This window comes from Bradyrhizobium sp. CCBAU 25360 (assembly GCF_028128695.1).
Classification (GTDB): Bacteria; Pseudomonadota; Alphaproteobacteria; order Rhizobiales; family Xanthobacteraceae; genus Bradyrhizobium; species Bradyrhizobium ottawaense.
In genome coordinates this window covers 259702-276443 of the sequence record NZ_LBJA01000001.1, presented here as the reverse complement: position 1 = coordinate 276443, position 16742 = coordinate 259702, and the positions used below count along the sequence as shown (strand labels likewise).

The following is a 16742-nucleotide window of genomic DNA, read 5'->3' as shown; positions in this document are numbered from 1 at the left end:
CTCCCGTCACGGCCCTTGGCAAGCGAGCCCTGCTTCTTGTGCATTGACGGACCTCGCCGGGCGAGGGACAAGCCCGGCGAATAGTGATATGCGAGCGGCTCGCGGGAGCCCTGAATTCGGGCCGACCGACGCCAAAGCCGAGACAAGCTTCAAAGACCGGGAAGGACGCCGATGACCGTGCACACTGGAAGGCATTTCTTACAGATTCCAGGACCGACCAACGTGCCCGACCGGGTGCTGCGGGCGATGGACATGCCGACCCTGGACCATCGCGGTCCGGAGTTCGCCGAGCTCGGTTTTGCGGTTCTCGCCTCGATGCAGCGGGTGTTCCGCACCAAGCAGCCCGTGATCATCTTCCCCTCGTCCGGCACCGGCGCCTGGGAAGCGGCGATGGTCAACGTGTTCGCGCCCGGCGACAAGCTCCTGATGTGCGAGACCGGCCAGTTCGCCGTGCTGTGGCGCGGCATCGCCGACAAGTTCAAGTTCGACGTCGACTTCATCCCGAGCGACTGGCGCCACGGCGCCGACCTCGCCGAGATCGAGAAGCGCCTTGTCGCCGACAAGCAGCACGCGATCAAGGCCGTCTGCGTCGTGCACAACGAGACCTCGACCGGCTGCGTGACGCCGCCGCTGGAGGTGCGCAAGCTGCTCGACCGCGTCAAGCATCCGGCGCTGCTGATGGTCGACACCATCTCCGGCCTCGGCTCGATGGAATATGAGCACGACGCCTGGGGTATCGACGTTTCGGTCGCGGGCTCGCAGAAGGGCCTGATGCTGCCGCCCGGCCTCGGCTTCAACGCCGTCTCGGAGAAGGCGCTCGCCGTTGCGAAGGCCAACCCCGGTATGCGCTCCTATTGGGACTGGCAGGAAGTCATCAACTTCAACAAGCTCGGTACCTTCCCCTACACGCCCGCCACCAACCTGCTCTACGGCCTGCGCGAAGCGGTCAAGATGCTGGAAGAGGAGGGGCTGGAGAACGTCTGGAGCCGCCACAAGCGCCACAGCGCGGCGACGCGCGCCGCGATCAAGGTCTGGGGCCTGGAGACGCAGTGCGCCGACCCGGCTGCACACTCGCCGGCGCTGACCGGCGTGCGCGTGCCTGATGGCCACGACGCCGACGCCTTCCGCAAGGTGGTGCTGGAGAACTTCGACATGTCGCTCGGCACCGGCCTGAACAAGGTCAAGGGCAAGGTGTTCCGCATCGGCCATATCGGCCATTTCAACGATCTGATGCTGATGGGCACGCTCGCCGGCGTCGAGATGGGCCTGGATCTGGCAAAGATCCCGCACCGGAGCGGCGGCGTGTTGGCGGCCATGGACGTCCTGAAGGGACGCGACGCGGTGCCGATGTCCAAGGCCCAGGTGGCTTAAAGGCTCAACTGGCCTGAACCGACCTAACCAAAAGAAGAGAGCGCGCGATGAACGCACCGACGACGACGAACGAAGACCTGCTCTACTCCGTCACGGACGGCATCGCGCGGATCACCTTCAACCGCCCGCAGGCGCGCAACGCAATGACCTTCGCCATGTATGATCGCATGGCGGAGATCTGCCAGGAGATCAACGCTGACCGCTCGATCAAGGCGCTGATCCTGACTGGCGCCGGCGACAAGGCCTTCGCCTCCGGCACCGACATTTCCCAGTTCCGTGCGTTCAAGACCGCGCAGGACGCACTCGACTACGAGGCCCGCATCGACCGCGTGCTCGGCACGCTCGAGCAGTGCCGCGTGCCCGTGATCGCGGCGATCGCCGGCGCCTGCACCGGCGGCGGCGCCGGCATCGCGGCCTGCTGCGACCTGCGCATCGGCACCGAGACGACGCGGATGGGCTTTCCGATCGCGCGCACGCTCGGCAACTGCCTGTCGATGTCCAACATCAGCCGCGTCGTGGCGCTGGTCGGACCTGCCCGCACCAAGGATCTGATCTTTAGGGCGCGCCTCGTCGAGGCGCCGGAGGCCCTCGCGCTTGGCCTGCTCAACGAGGTCGTGCCTGACGTCGAGACGCTGCAGCGCCGCGCCGACGAGACTGCAAAGCTGGTCGCCAGCCATGCGCCGCTCACGCTGGAAGCGACCAAGGAAGCGGTACGCCGCATCCGCCGCACGCTGTCGCGCGAAGAGGGCGAGGACCTGATCCTGAAAGCCTATATGAGCGAAGATTTCCGCGAAGGCATGGATGCCTTCCTCAACAAGCGTACGCCGAACTGGAAGGGCAGGTAGCCCGCGTCCTTGGCCGGCTGCGCCATGCCGGGTGCGGCGCGACCGGTGGAAGCGATTGCTGACCCCTCAATGGTCAGCGGCCCCGCGCAATTGCAATGTCACAAATCTTTCAAGCGGTTCCGCCCTCCGGAACCGCAATTGCACGCGCCTGCGGTTACGCGTCCACGTTGACGACGCGACGAGCTCGGGCATAAGATCGCAGAGGTTGCATGATGCCCTCTCGTATTCCTCGAGCCGACAGGCGGCCAGCAAGTGATTTTAAGTCCGATTGAATCGATTGACGTGAATTTTGCGAAGCGTTCTGACCGACCGTCCTGCAACCGGACGTCATTGAACTGAAATTGAACTGAAGACATAGCGACGTAATTTCCACGACGCGAGCCGCGCCAATTTCATTGCTGCCGACCATCCCGGGACGGCCTCGCGAACAAGCCCAAGCTCCTGAATCAAGCTCCTAGATCAAGACCCTAAGCCAACGCTTTGATGCAAGACCGTTGAGTCTCGTCTGATTTCTCGGACCGATCAGTCACGTCGCCGCGCCCTCGTGCGGCGGCGCCTCCATGGCAACCAGGCAGGGAATTTTCCATGACCAACCACACGCCGGTTTTCACCTCGTCATCCGCGACGGGCAGCTTCACCGAATTTGCCAACCTCAACGATTCAACCACGCTGCACACTCTGTCCGGGACGATGAGCTTCAGGGACAGCGACAGGACCGACACCCATACGACGTCGGCGACGCTGCATTCCGCGGTGGTCTCGGGCGGAACGATCGTTCCGGCGGCCTCGCTTGCGCATTTCCAGACCGCGATGCAGTCGCAGATCCTGAGCGATTCAAACGGCACGGGGCAGCTCAAATGGAGTTTCAGCGACCAGGACCAGGATTTCGACTTCCTGGCCAAGAACCAGACGCTGGTCCTGACCTATGACGTCAAGATCCTCGACAACCACGGCGGCTTCGCGATCCAGACCGTCAAGATCACCATCACCGGCACCGACGACAAGCCGGTGATCAACATGACCACGGCGGCGACAGTCACCGAGCAGACCAACCAGACGCTGTCGCTCTCGCCCGACACGGTTCACGTCGCGCTCAACTTCACCGATGACGACCTCGCCAACACCGGGCACACCGCGACGGTGATCGGCGTCTCCGCCTCCGGCGCCACCGCGGGCCTGTTGCCGGGCCCGTTCGGCAACGCCGAGCTGATGTCGTTCTATCACGTCGACAACGTCGTCAAGGCGTCGGGCTCCTCGACCGGCACCATCAACACCACCTTCTCCGCGCCCGATCTCGCCTTCGACTATCTCGCGGCGGGCCAGCATCTCGACATCACCTACACGGTGCAGCTCGACGACCATGCCGGCGGGATATCGACGCAGACCGTCACCGTGACGGTGGTCGGCACCAACGACAAGCCATTTTTCCTGTCGTGCCCGGAATCGGCCGCGCTCGTCGAGAATCAGAATGTCGACCCCGGCGGCAATCTCGCCGCCCATGACAGCCTGCTCTTCACCGACATCGATCTTGCCGACGCGCACACGGTCTCGACGACGGTCACCGCAACCCGTTCGGGCGGCGGAGCGATCCCGCTGACCAATGCGCAGCTGCTGGCCGCATTCGGCACCGCACTTCAGGATTCGACCGGCCATCTGATCGGCGAGGTCGACTGGAATTTCGCGTTTCCCAATTCCTCCGCCAATTTCCTCAACGGCGGCGAGACGCTCAAGCTTGTCTATCACGTCACGGTCGACGACGGTCACGGCGGCTCCACGACCCAGGACGTCACCATCACCGTCCTCGGGGTCAACCAGCCCGTGGTGATCACGAGCGGTCCGGAATCCTCCACCGTTGCCGAACAGGACGCCACGACGGGCTCCCCGGTCCTGGACACGACGCCGACGATCCCGGCGGGCACGCTCGCCTTCACCGACCAGGACACCAGCAATACGCACACGGTGACGGTCACGCTGGACTCGACCTCGGGGCCGACGCCGCCCGCCGCGACGCAGGCGGATCTCGCAGCGGCGCTGACGACGACATTGCACGATTCCACGGGCACCGGCACCGGCAGCATCGACTGGAACTTTGCGATTGCCGACAACGATCTCGACTATCTCGCGTTCAACGAGACGCTGACGGTGACCTATAACATCAAGGTCGCGGACGGCTCGACCAGTTCGACGCAGACCGTCTCCGTCGTGATCACCGGCGCCAACGACGCGCCGGTGATCACCAGCGGACCGGGATCCGCGTCGCTGTCCGAGCAGCCTGGAGTGACCGGATCGCAATCGCCCGACACCACCAGTCCGGTGCCGACGGGAACGCTGAGCTTCAATGACGTCGATCTGTCGGACGCCCATTCCGTCAGCGTCGTGCTGAATTCGGCGGTGTGGTCGGCCAACAGTTTTGCCGCCGCGGCGCAGACGCTGGTCGACCTTCAATCGGCGCTCGCAACGGTGCTGCATGATTCCACGGGCACGGGAATCGGCAGCATCGACTGGACTTTCAGCATTCCCGACGCCGATCTCGACTTCCTGAGCGTCGGCGAGACGCTGACCGTGCAATACGACGTCAATGTCTGGGACGGCTTTACCAATTCGGTCCAGACCGTCACCGTCACCATCGACGGTGCGGCTGATCCGCTGGTCCTGACGCCGCTGACGATCGCGGCGTCCGATACGGCGGGCCCGGATGCCGGTACGGGAATCGCAAGCGGTGCCATCTTCGACATCACCCAGCCGGTCGACCAGAGCACGCCGCGGACCATTACCGAGGTCAACGGCAGCGCCGCCAATGTCGGCCATTCGGTCGCCGGTGCGCATGGAACGCTGGTGCTCAACGCCGATGGCTCCTACGGCTACGTCGCGGATGCGTCGGTCGACGCGCTGCTCGCCGGCGACAACGTCACCGACCAGTTCACCTTCACGGTCGCCGACGGCCAGGGCCACCAGGCCTCGACCACGATCACCTTCGATATCGCCGGCGCCAACGACAACCCGCTAGTTACCGCGGCCAATCTCAGCGGAGCGGTCACCGAGGACGCCGGCCCGCCGGTGATCCTCAACGGCGATTTCGAGACCGGCAATCTGGCCAATTGGACGGTGAGTGGCGGCGGCCACATCCACGTCGCGCAGCTCGAGCTCGGCGGCAGCTTCGGCCATTACTCGGTCGAGCTGTTGCCGACGAGCAATCCGGAAACGCTGTCGCAGAACGTCGCGACCACGCCCGGCCAGCACTATTTCGTCAGCTTCGACGTCATCGGCGATCCCGAGAGCGTCAGTGCGCCGTTCACGGTATCGTGGGACGGCGCCACGATCCTGTCGCTCGGCAACGTGCCGGCCGGCGTCAACCATTATTCCTTCGATGTGCTCGGCGACGGCGTGCTGTCATCCACGCTGCTGCAGTTTTCCTATGAGGACAATGACACCGGCATGATCCTCGATTCCGTCAGCGTCAGCCCGGCGACGGGGCCGGCCACCGAATCCACGGCGGGCTCGCTGTCGTTCTCCGACGCCGAGACGGGGGATACGCACAGCGCGAGCTTCGTGCCGAACGGCAGCGGTTATGTCGGCACGTTCTCGCTCGATCCGATCAGCGAGGCCGGCGGCGCCGGTTCGCTCGCCTGGCACTTCACGGTCGACAATGCCGACATCCAGTTCCTGGCGCAGGGGCAGACGCTGACCCAGGACTATCTGGTGACGATCGCCGACAACAATGGCGGCTCGACCACGCAGGATGTCACCGTCACCATCAACGGCACCAATGATGCGCCGACGGCGGCCAGCGAGACCGTGATCACCGATGTCGGCGCCAATGCGACGGTCCAGATCCCCGGCTGGGCCCTGGCCTTGAACGACACCGATCCCGACACCATCGACCATCTTTCGCTTGGCGGTATCACGACGAGCTCCGGTGGTGGTGCTGTCGCGTTCGGAGATGCCTTCTTCACCGACGACGGGACGCTTGGCGGCTCGTTCAGCTACACCACCTCCGACGGAACGACCTCGTCCAATGCGACCACGGCAACGATCATCAACAACACGGCGGGCGCGAGCGCGCTGACCGGCACCGGCGGCGACGACATCCTGATCGCGGCCAACGGGAGCGAGACCATGAGCGGGGGCGGCGGCAACGACGTCCTGATCGCCACGGCCAGCGGCCATGCGATGACCGGCGGCGGCGGCAACGATACCTTCGCCTTCCTCCAACCATCCGGCCCGAGCACGATCGGCGACTTCAACAACACCACCGAGCACGACCGCATCGCCGTCTCCGCGAGCAGCTTCGGTGGCGGGCTGACGGCAGGGATGGACGTGACGTTCGAGACCTCCGGCGACGATGTGTTCTCGGGTTTCTCCCAATTCCATTTCGACACCGGCAACCAGACGCTCTATTACAGCGCTGATGGCACCCAGGGCGCGGCGGTCGCCGTTGTCAGCGTCCAGAACGGCGTGCTGCTCAATCAGCACGACATATTGGTCGTGTAGGCTACTGCATCCGGGTTTGAAGCCCCAAGGCGCGGGCTCCGCAAGGAGCCCGCTTTTTTGCGTTGCGTCATCTCATTCCAAAGTCATAACGGGGATGACGTCGGACGGCTTGAACTTGGCCGGATTCGCCAGCACAATGGTCGTTGAATTCATCTCTGAATTTCCAATCCGAACAAGAACATAGGGAAGACGCCCGTGGGACATGGAATGAAGGCCGCGATTGCGCTGACAGTCGCGCTTTGCGGCACGCCGGCTGTTGCCGGCTGGGAGCCGGCAAAGCCCGTCGAGATCGTGGTGGCGGCGGGCGCGGGCGGCGCCTCCGACCAGATGGCGCGGATGATGCAGGCCGCGATCCAGAGGAACAATCTGATGAAGCAGCCGATCGTGGTCTCGCTCAAGGGCGGCGCCTCGGGTGCGGAAGCGCTGATGTACATGAAGTCCAGCGAGGGCGATCCGAACAAGGTGCTGATCGCCTATTCGCTGATCTACATGCTGCCGCTGTCGGCCAAGATCCCCTTCAACTGGCGTGAACTGACCCCGGTTTCGGTGGTCGCGCTCGACCAGTTCGTGCTCTGGGACAACAGCGCGGGCCCCAAGACGGTGAAGGAATTCGTCGCGGCCGCGAAGGCGGCGAGCGCGCCGTTCAAAATGGGCGGCACCGGCTCCAAGCGCGAGGATCACGTGCTGACCGTCTTCCTCGAGCAGAAGACCGGCGCAAAATTCTCCTATCTGCCCTACAAGTCCGGCGGCGAGGCCGCGACCCAGCTGGTCGGCAACCACACCGAAGCCAACGTCAACAACCCTAGCGAAAACCTCGAAGTCTGGCGCGCCGGCCAGGTGCGCCCGCTCTGCGTGTTCGACAAGGAGCGCATCTCCTACACCAGCAAGGTGACGGACACGCAGTCCTGGGCTGACATCCCCACCTGCAAGGAGGAGGGGGTCGACGTGCAATATCTGATGCTGCGCGCGATGTTCCTGCCCGGCAAGGTGACGGCTGAGCAGCAGGCGTTCTACGTCGATCTGTTCCACAAGGTGACGCAGACCGCCGAGTACAAGGACTACATGGAGAAGCAGGCGCTGAAGCCGATCTTCCTCACCGGCAAGGACATGGTGCAGTTCCTCGAGGAGGATGATGCCATCAACAAGTCGCTGATGACCGAAGCCGGATTCGTCGCGAAGTAGTCGTCTTCTTCACCTCGCCCCGCTTGCGGGGAGAGGTCGGATTGCACCTGGCGATGCGAAGCATCGTCCAGTGCGATCCGGGTGAGGGGGACTCTGCGCGAGTCCAGCTTTCACCGTCCCCGTGGAGACTCCCCCTCACCCTGACCCTCTCCCCGCAAGCGGGGAGAGGGGATTGGCCACAGTATTTGTTGTTAGCCCATGTCCCAAACCGATCTCGAAATCGTCGTCGACGATCCGACCGCGCCTGAAGACGACTCGCCTTCCGTCGTCTCGTCCGGCACGGTCGAGATCGTCGTCTGCCTGCTGCTGCTCGCGCTGGCCGTCACGCTCGGCTACGACAATTGGCGCACCGGCGCGTCCTGGGATTCGACCGGGCCCGAACCCGGTTATTTTCCGTTCTATCTCTCGGTCATCCTCGGCGGCGGCAGCCTCTACGGCCTGATCGTGGCGCTGCTGGCGCGGCGTGCGGCGTCCGGAACCTTCGTCACGCGCGCGCAGGCCCGCCGCGTCATGGCGGTGTTCGTGCCGACGCTGCTGTTCTGCCTCGTGATGCAGTTCCTCGGCCTCTATGTCGCGAGCTTCCTGCTGATCTCGGGCTTCATGCGCTTCGTCGGCAAGATCGCGCTGTGGAAGTCGCTGCTCACCGCTGTTGTGTTCACGGCGATCATGTTCGTCACATTCGATGTCGCCTTCGACGTCATCATGCCGAAAGGGCCGCTCGAAGCGGCCTTCGGCCGCTAGGCGGTCCCGCGATGGAAGCTTTCGGTCTCCTGCTTCACGGCTTTGCCGTCCTGCTGACGTGGAAGACGCTCGTCCTGATGATGGTCGGGCTGGTGCTCGGGATCTTCGTCGGCGTGCTGCCGGGCCTCGGCGGCCCGAACGGCGTCGCGATCCTGCTGCCGCTCACCTTCACGATGGATCCGACCTCGGCGATCGTGATGCTGTCCTGCATCTATTGGGGCGCGCTGTTCGGCGGCGCGATCACCTCGATCCTGTTCAACATCCCCGGCGAAGCCTGGTCGGTCGCGACCACTTTCGACGGCTATCCGATGGCGCAGCAGGGCAGGGCCGCGGAGGCGCTGACCGCGGCGTTCACCTCCTCCTTCATCGGCTCGCTGGTCGCGGTGCTGCTGATCACGTTCCTCGCGCCGATGATCTCGTCCTTTGCGCTGAAGTTCGGGCCGCCCGAGTTTTTCGCGGTTTATCTGCTGACATTCTGCTCGTTCGTCGGATTGGGGCGCGAGGCCAAGCACAAGACGGTCATCTCGATGTCGCTGGGGCTGCTGCTCGCCGGCATCGGCATGGATACCGTGTCGGGCAATCTCCGCATGACCTTCGGCTCGCCGGAGCTGCTCCGCGGCATCAACTTCCTGGTGGCCGTGATCGGCCTGTTCGGTATCAGCGAGATCCTGCTGACGATGGAGGAGCGGCTGGCGCTGCGGGGACATGCGGCGAGCATTTCGCTCCGCGTCGTGCTCGGCGTCTGGAAGGACCTGCCGAAATACTGGGCGACGCTGCTGCGCTCCTCCTTCATCGGCTGCTGGCTCGGCATCACACCGGGCGGCGCGATCGCGGCCTCCTTCATGGGCTATAACCTCGCCAAGCGCTTCGCCAAGGATCCCGAAAGTTTCGGCAAGGGCCGCATCGAGGGCGTGTTCGCGCCTGAGACGGCGGCGCATGCGTCAGGCACCTCGGCGCTGCTGCCGATGCTGGCGCTCGGCATTCCCGGCTCGGGGACCGCGGCGATCCTGCTCGGCGGCCTGATGGTGTGGGGGCTCAATCCGGGGCCGCTGCTGTTCGTCGAGCACAAGGACTTCGTCTGGGGCCTGATCGCATCGATGTATCTCGGCAATGTCGTCGGCCTCGTGCTGGTGCTGACGACGGTGCCGATCTTCGCCTCGATCCTGCGTGTGCCGTTTGCCGCGGTGGCGCCGATGATTGTGGTGTCCTGCGCGATCGGCGCCTACGCGATCCAGAATGCGATGTTCGACATCTGGCTGATGCTCGGCTTCGGCATCGTCGGCTACGTCTTCAAGAAGATCGGCATTCCGCTGGCGCCGTTCACCCTCGCGCTCGTGCTCGGCAATCGCGCCGAGGACGCCTTTCGTCTGTCGATGATCGGCTCCGGCGGCGACCTCAAGGTGTTCTGGTCGAACGGCCTGGTCGGCTCGATCACGACGCTGGCGATCGTCCTGCTGTTCTGGCCGGTGATCGACGGCGTGCTTTCCCGCGTCGGATGGACGCAGCGGACCAGGGCGACATCGCGACAAGCATAAATCATTTGGATTCAATTACATAAAGGGAGGGCATGTCGTTGTGGTCCGGAGCGCCACACGCTGCGATTGTTTCTGGATGTTGCCGGCATGGCACAGCCTTTGGGCAGGCGGTGACGTATGTTTCGATCACAAAATCGTGCGGAGGGGGTTCTCCATGAAGCGGATCGTGATGGGAATGGCAGCGGCGATGTCGCTGTTCGCGACGGGCGCGCTGGCTGCCGATATCGCAGCAAGGCCCTATGTGAAGGCGCCTATCGTCGATCCGGTCTGGAGCTGGACCGGCTGGTACGTCGGCGCCAATGGCGGCTACAGCTGGGGCCGTTCGCGCACCGACGTCTCCTATTTCAACACTCCGACCGGCACGCCGATCGCGCCTCCGGCCGGCTCCATCACCAGCGCGGCGTTCGACATGAACGGCGGCATCGCGGGTGGCCAGGCCGGCTACAACTGGCAGCGGGACAATTGGGTGTTCGGCGTCGAAGGCGATCTGCAATGGTCGGGAGAGAAGGGTGGCGCCGGCTATAGCTGCGTGGGTGCCCCGATCGCGCCGGGCGCCGGTCCCTGTCTTCCGACCTTTACGTTCCTTCCGCCCGGCGGTCTGGCCGGCACGACTCTGTCGGTCGACCAGAAGCTCCAGTGGTTCGGCACGGTTCGTGGTCGCGTCGGTATCCTGGCGACCCCGAAGGTGCTGTTCTACGGCACCGGCGGTCTGGCCTTCGGTGAGATCAAGACCACGGGCACGATGTCGAGCTTCAGCACCGTCGCGCCCTTCGGCCCGATCTCGTCGGTCGGCTCGACCTCCACGACGCGCGTGGGCTGGACTGCCGGCGTGGGCGTCGAAGGCAAGATCACCCGGAACTGGAGTGCCAAGCTCGAATATCTCTACATGGATCTCGGGCGCTTCTCGTCCGGTCCGTTCACGCTGTCGCCGGCATTGCCGATCAGCGCCAATGTCTCGTCGCACTTCACCGACCACATCCTGCGCGCCGGCATCAACTACCAGTTCGACAGCCCGGTCGTCGCCAGGTACTAAGATCAACAGAGGCGTCCAACAAGAAGCAAAGCCCGGCTTGCGCCGGGCTTTGTCGTTTGGCGACGTCAGGCGAGGGACTCACACCACCTTGGCGTCCCTGAGCTTGCTGATCTCGTCCGCGCTGAGGCCGAATTCCTTCAGGACCTCGTCGGTCTGCTCGCCGAATTCCGGCGGCCGCGCCACCATCCTGCTCGGCGTACGCGACAGCGTCACGGGCTGGCCGACCAGGCGGATGTGGCGGTCCTCGTCGTTCGGCACGTCCTGGGCGATGCCGAGATGCTTGACCTGGGCGTCCTCGAACATCTGGTCGATCGCGTAGATCGGTCCGCAGGGCACACCGGCCTCGTTGAGCTCGCTGACCCAGGTCTCGGTCGACTTCGTCACGGTGCGCTTCTCGATCTCGGCGTTGAGCGCGTCGCGATTCTTGGAGCGGGCAGGGGCCGTCGCATAGTCCGGATGGGCATAGAGTTCCGGTGCGCCGATCGCCTGGGCGCAGCGCTCCCAGATCCGCCCGCCCGTGGTGGCGATGTTGATGTAGCCGTCCGAGGTCTTGAACACGCCGGTCGGAATGCTGGTCGGGTGGTTGTTGCCGGCCTGCCTGGCGACCTCCTTCTCCATCAGCCAGCGCGCGGCCTGGAAGTCGAGCATGAAGATCTGGGCCTGGAGCAGCGAGGTCTGCACCCACTGGCCCTTGCCCGAGACCTCGCGCTCGAGCAGCGCGGTGAGGATGCCCATGGCGCAGAACAGCCCGGCCGTCAGGTCGGCAACGGGAATGCCGACCCGCATCGGGCCTTCGCCCGGCGCCCCGGTGATCGACATCAGCCCGCCCATGCCTTGCGCGATCTGATCGAAGCCGGGCCGCTTGTGATAGGGGCCGTCCTGGCCGAAGCCGGAGATGCTGCCATAGACGATGCGCGGGTTGATTGCGGCAAGGCTCTCATAGTCGATGCCGAGCTTCTTCTTCACGTCGGGCCGGAAATTCTCGACCACGACGTCGGCCTTGGCGGCGAGGCGCTTGAACAATGCGAGCCCGCGCTCGTCCTTCAGGTTCAGCGTCATGGCCCTCTTGTTGCGGTGCAAATTCTGGAAGTCGGAACCCCGGCGGGGGCCGCCCGGCTGCTCGCCGCCGGCGTCCTCGGTCAGCGCGTCGATCTTGACGACATTGGCACCCCAGTCCGCCAGCTGCCGCACGCAGGTAGGCCCGGAGCGGACGCGGGTCAGATCGAGCACGGTAAAGCGCGACAGGGCTTCCGAGGCATGCGGAAAGGGCATTTTGAGAGGCTCCGGGACAGATTGCGGGCCTACCATAGTGCCGAACGACCATGCGACAAGCCGGCCCGGCGCCGATGCCGCCTACCGAAATGCCATGCCTGATGCGGTGCCCGAGCGATCAGCGCGACAGGCGCTTCAACTCCGTGCGTGCCTGCTCGGCCAGGGGATCATCGCCGTGGCGCGCAATGAAGAACTCGAGCGCCTCCCGCGTTCCCTTGCGGCGGGCGGCTTCGTATTCCTCTGCCACCGCAACGGCGGGATCGCGGGCCATCGGCATGGAGGGCGCACGCGCCGCCTTGCCGCTGTCGTCCGCCTTGGCTTTGTCCACCACGACAGGCAGTCCTCCGAAGGGTTGATGACCCTGTCCCGCGAGCGCCATCAAGGCGCCAAACAGACCGGCCATGATTGAACGTCGTTTCATGAAACCCTGCAAATTATGGTGCCGCAGGAACCGAGGCTGTTGTTGCGCCCCGTATGACTACGGGATCTGATGGCTAACACAGTCTTATGGAAGAGGGGCAGGCGGAGCTGCCCAATTTAAACCAAACGTTTAACTCTCACGCTAGAATCATGTGCTTTCGTTCCGAATCGCACGCGACGCGTTGCTCTGGAGAGTCCATTGGCTACCGCTGTTAATGTCAGTGCCACCAACAACGCCGAGATCGACGGCCTGCTGTCCGGCTACAAATGGACCGGCACGATCACCTACAGTTTCCCTGACGCATCCAGCGACTACCCCAATCCTTATTACGGCGGCAGCAGCGAGCCGACCACTTCGGGCTTTGCCTCGGCGCCCACCCAGATCCAGGCGGCCATCAACTACGCGATCGGGCTGATCCTCAGTTACACCAACGCCGACGTCCAGTATGCGGGCACGAACGGCGCCGACATCATGATCGCGCAATCGCCGGCGGCCAATCCGACCGCCTACGCCTACTATCCCGGCAATTACGCGTCCGGCGGCGACATCTGGTTCGGCACCCAATACAATTTCTCGCTGGCCAAGCTCGGCAATTATTACTTCACCACCGCGCTGCACGAGCTCGGCCATGCCTTCGGCCTCAAGCACAGCCAGGAGGCCGGCGGCCCGGCCAACGTCGCGGTGCCGAGCGCGCATGACGACAGCGAATACACCGTCATGAGCTATCGCAGCTATGTCGGCGGTTCGACCACGTCCGGCTACACCAATGAAGCGTACGGATATTCGCAGACCTATATGGCCAACGATATCCTCGCGCTGCAGACGATGTACGGCGCGGACTACACGACCCAGAGCGGCAGCACCGTCTACACCTGGAATCCGACCACGGGGCAGGAGTTCATCAACGGTGTCGGGCAGCTCGCGCCGGGCGGCGGCATCGGCGGCTCGGCCAACCGCATCTACGAGACGGTCTGGGACGGCGGCGGCGTCGATACCTACGACCTGTCGAACTACACGACGAGCCTGAGCATCAATCTCAATCCCGGCGCCTCGTCGGTGTTCTCCTCCGTGCAGCTGGCGTATCTGGGCAACGGCCATTACGCATCGGGCAACGTCTACAACGCCTATCTCTATGGCGGCGACGCACGCTCCTACATCGACAACGCCATCGGTGGATCCGGCAACGACGCCATCGTCGGCAACGCCATCGCCAACACGCTGAACGGCGGCGGCGGCAACGACACGATCACCGGCGGGGCGGGCAACGACACCATCATCGGCGGCTCGGGCACCGACACCGCGGTGTATTCGGGCAGCCGGGCCAACTACACGGTCTCGTACAACGCAGCGACACAGACCTTCACTCTGGCCGACTTGCGCAGTGGCTCACCCGACGGCACCGACACCGTCACCGGCGTCGAGTATTTCCAGTTCGGGGGCGTCGCGGTCGCCAGTTCCACTCTCGTGCCGACCGCGGTCGAGGCGTTCGGATCGACCAGCGTGGTTCTGACGAATGGCAATTATTACTTGAACAACATCTCCACCGGCGCCGGGCCTGTCCTGAAGTTCGGGGGCGCCGTGGTCAACGTGGCCGATTACGGCACGTGGTCGGTCATTGCCGCCGAGCAAGTGTCGGGCGGCGGCTACGATGTGGTCTGGAAGAATTCGGCGAACGCGCACTATTCCGTCTGGAGCACGGACAGCACCGGCAACTTCCTGACGACCCTCGCCGCAGCCCCGGAAGTGTTGGGGACCGACGCGTCGCTTCAGGCGCTTGAGCCGACGCTGCAACAGGATCTCAACGGCGACGGCACGACCGGGGTCCCCGGCGTCGTCGTGGTCAGCGGCGTCACGGTCGAGGCGTTCGGATCGACCAAAACGGTCCTGTCGGGTGGCAACTATTACCTGGCCGACATCTCGACCGGCACCGGCCCCACCCTGAAATATGCCGGGGCTACGGTGATCGCAGCCAATTTCGGCACGTGGTCGGTCATTGCCGCCGAGCAGGTGGCGGGCGGCGGTTATGACGTCGTCTGGAAGAATTCGGCCAATGCCCACTATTCCGTCTGGAGCACCGACAGCACCGGCAACTTCCAGACGACGCTTGCCGCCGCTCCCGAAGTGCTGGGGACCGATGCGTCCCTGCAGGCACTGGAGCCGACGCTCCATCAGGACCTCAACGGCGACGGCACGACCGGGGTCCCCGTCGTCCCCGTCGCCAGCGGCGTCACGGTCGAGGCGTTCGGATCGACCAAGACGGTCCTGTCAGGTGGCAACTATTATTTGACCGACATCTCATCTGGCACCGGCCCCGTCCTGAAATACGCCGGGGCTACGGTGATCGCAGCGAATTTCGGCACGTGGTCGGTCATTGCCGCCGAGCAGGTGGCGGGCGGTGGTTATGACGTCGTCTGGAAGAATTCGGCGAATGCGCATTATTCCGTCTGGAGCACGGACAGCAGCGGCAACTTCCTGACGACCCTCGCCGCGGCCCCGGAAGTGCTGGGGACCGATGCGTCCCTGCAGGCACTGGAGCCGACACTCCATCAGGATCTCAACGGCGACGGCACGACCGGCGTCCCCGTCGTCAGCGGCGTCACGGTCGAGGCGCTCGGATCGACCAAGACGGTCCTGTCAGGTGGCAACTATTATTTGACCGACATCTCATCCGGCACCGGTCCCACTCTGAAATATGCCGGGGCAACGGTGATCGCGGCGAATTTCGGCACGTGGTCGGTCATTGCCGCCGAGCAGGTGTCGGGAGGCGGTTATGACGTCGTCTGGAAGAATTCGGCGAACGCGCATTATTCCGTCTGGAGCACCGACAGCACCGGCAACTTCCAGACGACCCTTGCCGCCGCCCCCGAAGTGCTGGGGACCGATGCGTCCCTGCAGGCACTGGAGCCGACCCTCCATCAGGATCTCAACGGCGACGGCACGACCGGGGTCCCCATCCTCGGCGGCGTCACGGTCGAGGCGCTCGGATCGATCAAAACGATCCTGTCAGGTGGCAACTATTATTTGGCCGACATCTCGACCGGCACCGGCCCCGTCCTGAAATACGCCGGGGCTACGGTGATCGCGGCGAATTTCGGCACCTGGTCGGTCACTGCCGCCGAGCAGGTGTCGGGCGGCGGTTATGACGTGGTCTGGAAGAACTCGGCAAACGCCCATTACTCCGTGTGGAGCACGGACAGCACCGGCAACTTCCTCACCACGCTCGCGGCGGCGCCCGAGGTGCTGGGGAATGATCCTTCGCTGAAGGCGCTGGAGCCGACGCTTCACCAGGACCTCAATGGCGACGGCGCCGTCGGCGCAGCGCCGCCCGCGACTGCGGGGCTCGGCACCTCAGGTGATGGTTTTGCGTTCAATTTCACTGAGAGCGGAATCTCATCGGCCGTCCCGTCCGAGCTGCCGGACGCCATGCCCGCGCCGGCCAGTACGCAGACTGCAGAGCAGTGGACTCAACCGGCGGGAAGCCACGACGCGGCTGTGATCGACATTCTGACCGAGTTTTTTCACAACCTGCACGAACATGGCTTCCTGCTGAGCTGACGGCACGCTTCGCGTCGAATCGACGCAGCGCGGGCGATCCATCCTGTCAGGGCAGGCGGATCGCATCGTTATTCGTGTGAGATGCACCGCGTGTTCACGATCGCTTCTGGGCTGACCGTCACCAGCGGCTACCCCGGACGTGGTTGGCGACGCCGTAAGCGCATTCATGGCGTAAGATTCCCCATAAAATGTACACGTCAAATTGAACCTTGCCTGTTCCGGCACGACCACTAGAAAGCTCGCCGTCCGTCGCGCAACAGTTGCGTGATGCGAAGTGGCAAGAAGCCTGCTTCCGT

The 16742-nt window shown here is 64.3% G+C and carries 10 protein-coding genes; 8 read left to right on the top strand and 2 right to left on the bottom strand.

Annotated features, from left to right (window positions below; all coding sequences use genetic code 11):
- Window positions 1-171: 171 nt before the first annotated feature.
- From XH81_RS01150 to XH81_RS01120, 7 genes are all read left to right on the top strand, one after another.
- Window positions 172-1371, top strand: a complete 1200-nt coding sequence (locus XH81_RS01150) for a pyridoxal-phosphate-dependent aminotransferase family protein (protein ID WP_028142551.1) — start codon at window positions 172-174, stop codon at window positions 1369-1371.
- A 47-nt stretch (window positions 1372-1418) separates the two neighbouring features.
- The gene (locus XH81_RS01145) at window positions 1419-2216 is read left to right on the top strand and encodes an enoyl-CoA hydratase/isomerase family protein (RefSeq protein WP_028142550.1); all 798 of its coding nucleotides are present in this window, start codon (window positions 1419-1421) and stop codon (window positions 2214-2216) included.
- A 585-nt stretch (window positions 2217-2801) separates the two neighbouring features.
- Complete coding sequence (locus tag XH81_RS01140) at window positions 2802-6707, top strand: beta strand repeat-containing protein (protein ID WP_271595643.1); 3906 nt, start codon at window positions 2802-2804, stop codon at window positions 6705-6707.
- A gap of 207 nt (window positions 6708-6914) precedes the next feature.
- Window positions 6915-7889 (top strand): Bug family tripartite tricarboxylate transporter substrate binding protein, encoded by a 975-nt coding sequence (locus XH81_RS01135; protein WP_271595642.1) that lies wholly within the window; start codon window positions 6915-6917, stop codon window positions 7887-7889.
- A 198-nt stretch (window positions 7890-8087) separates the two neighbouring features.
- Complete coding sequence (locus XH81_RS01130; RefSeq protein ID WP_097668465.1) at window positions 8088-8630, top strand: tripartite tricarboxylate transporter TctB family protein; 543 nt, start codon at window positions 8088-8090, stop codon at window positions 8628-8630.
- Between the two features lie 11 nt (window positions 8631-8641).
- Complete coding sequence (locus XH81_RS01125; RefSeq protein ID WP_095425683.1) at window positions 8642-10165, top strand: tripartite tricarboxylate transporter permease; 1524 nt, start codon at window positions 8642-8644, stop codon at window positions 10163-10165.
- Window positions 10166-10319: 154 nt separating this feature from the next.
- Window positions 10320-11198: an outer membrane protein gene (locus XH81_RS01120; protein ID WP_095425682.1), complete on the top strand. Its 879-nt coding sequence runs from the start codon at window positions 10320-10322 to the stop codon at window positions 11196-11198.
- 78 nt (window positions 11199-11276) lie between these two features.
- On the opposite strand, the gene XH81_RS01115 is transcribed toward XH81_RS01120, so the two are convergent.
- Both XH81_RS01115 and XH81_RS01110 read right to left on the bottom strand, forming a co-directional pair.
- The gene (locus XH81_RS01115) at window positions 11277-12470 is read right to left on the bottom strand and encodes a CaiB/BaiF CoA transferase family protein (RefSeq protein WP_179879895.1); all 1194 of its coding nucleotides are present in this window, start codon (window positions 12468-12470) and stop codon (window positions 11277-11279) included.
- A gap of 118 nt (window positions 12471-12588) precedes the next feature.
- Window positions 12589-12891 (bottom strand): hypothetical protein, encoded by a 303-nt coding sequence (locus XH81_RS01110; protein WP_097668467.1) that lies wholly within the window; start codon window positions 12889-12891, stop codon window positions 12589-12591.
- A 198-nt stretch (window positions 12892-13089) separates the two neighbouring features.
- On the opposite strand from XH81_RS01110, the gene XH81_RS01105 reads away from it, so the two are divergent.
- Complete coding sequence (locus tag XH81_RS01105) at window positions 13090-16446, top strand: M10 family metallopeptidase C-terminal domain-containing protein (protein ID WP_179879896.1); 3357 nt, start codon at window positions 13090-13092, stop codon at window positions 16444-16446.
- Window positions 16447-16742: the final 296 nt, after the last annotated feature.

Excerpts from the sequence above, each read along its gene's own strand:
- XH81_RS01150 (WP_028142551.1), top strand. The coding sequence starts at position 172 with ATGACCGTGCACACTGGAAGGCATTTCTTACAGATTCCAGGACCGACC.
- XH81_RS01145 (WP_028142550.1), top strand. The coding sequence starts at position 1,419 with ATGAACGCACCGACGACGACGAACGAAGACCTGCTCTACTCCGTCACG.
- XH81_RS01140 (WP_271595643.1), top strand. The coding sequence starts at position 2,802 with ATGACCAACCACACGCCGGTTTTCACCTCGTCATCCGCGACGGGCAGC.
- XH81_RS01135 (WP_271595642.1), top strand. The coding sequence starts at position 6,915 with ATGAAGGCCGCGATTGCGCTGACAGTCGCGCTTTGCGGCACGCCGGCT.
- XH81_RS01130 (WP_097668465.1), top strand. The coding sequence starts at position 8,088 with ATGTCCCAAACCGATCTCGAAATCGTCGTCGACGATCCGACCGCGCCT.
- XH81_RS01125 (WP_095425683.1), top strand. The coding sequence starts at position 8,642 with ATGGAAGCTTTCGGTCTCCTGCTTCACGGCTTTGCCGTCCTGCTGACG.
- XH81_RS01120 (WP_095425682.1), top strand. The coding sequence starts at position 10,320 with ATGAAGCGGATCGTGATGGGAATGGCAGCGGCGATGTCGCTGTTCGCG.
- XH81_RS01115 (WP_179879895.1), bottom strand. The coding sequence starts at position 12,470 with ATGCCCTTTCCGCATGCCTCGGAAGCCCTGTCGCGCTTTACCGTGCTC.
- XH81_RS01110 (WP_097668467.1), bottom strand. The coding sequence starts at position 12,891 with ATGAAACGACGTTCAATCATGGCCGGTCTGTTTGGCGCCTTGATGGCG.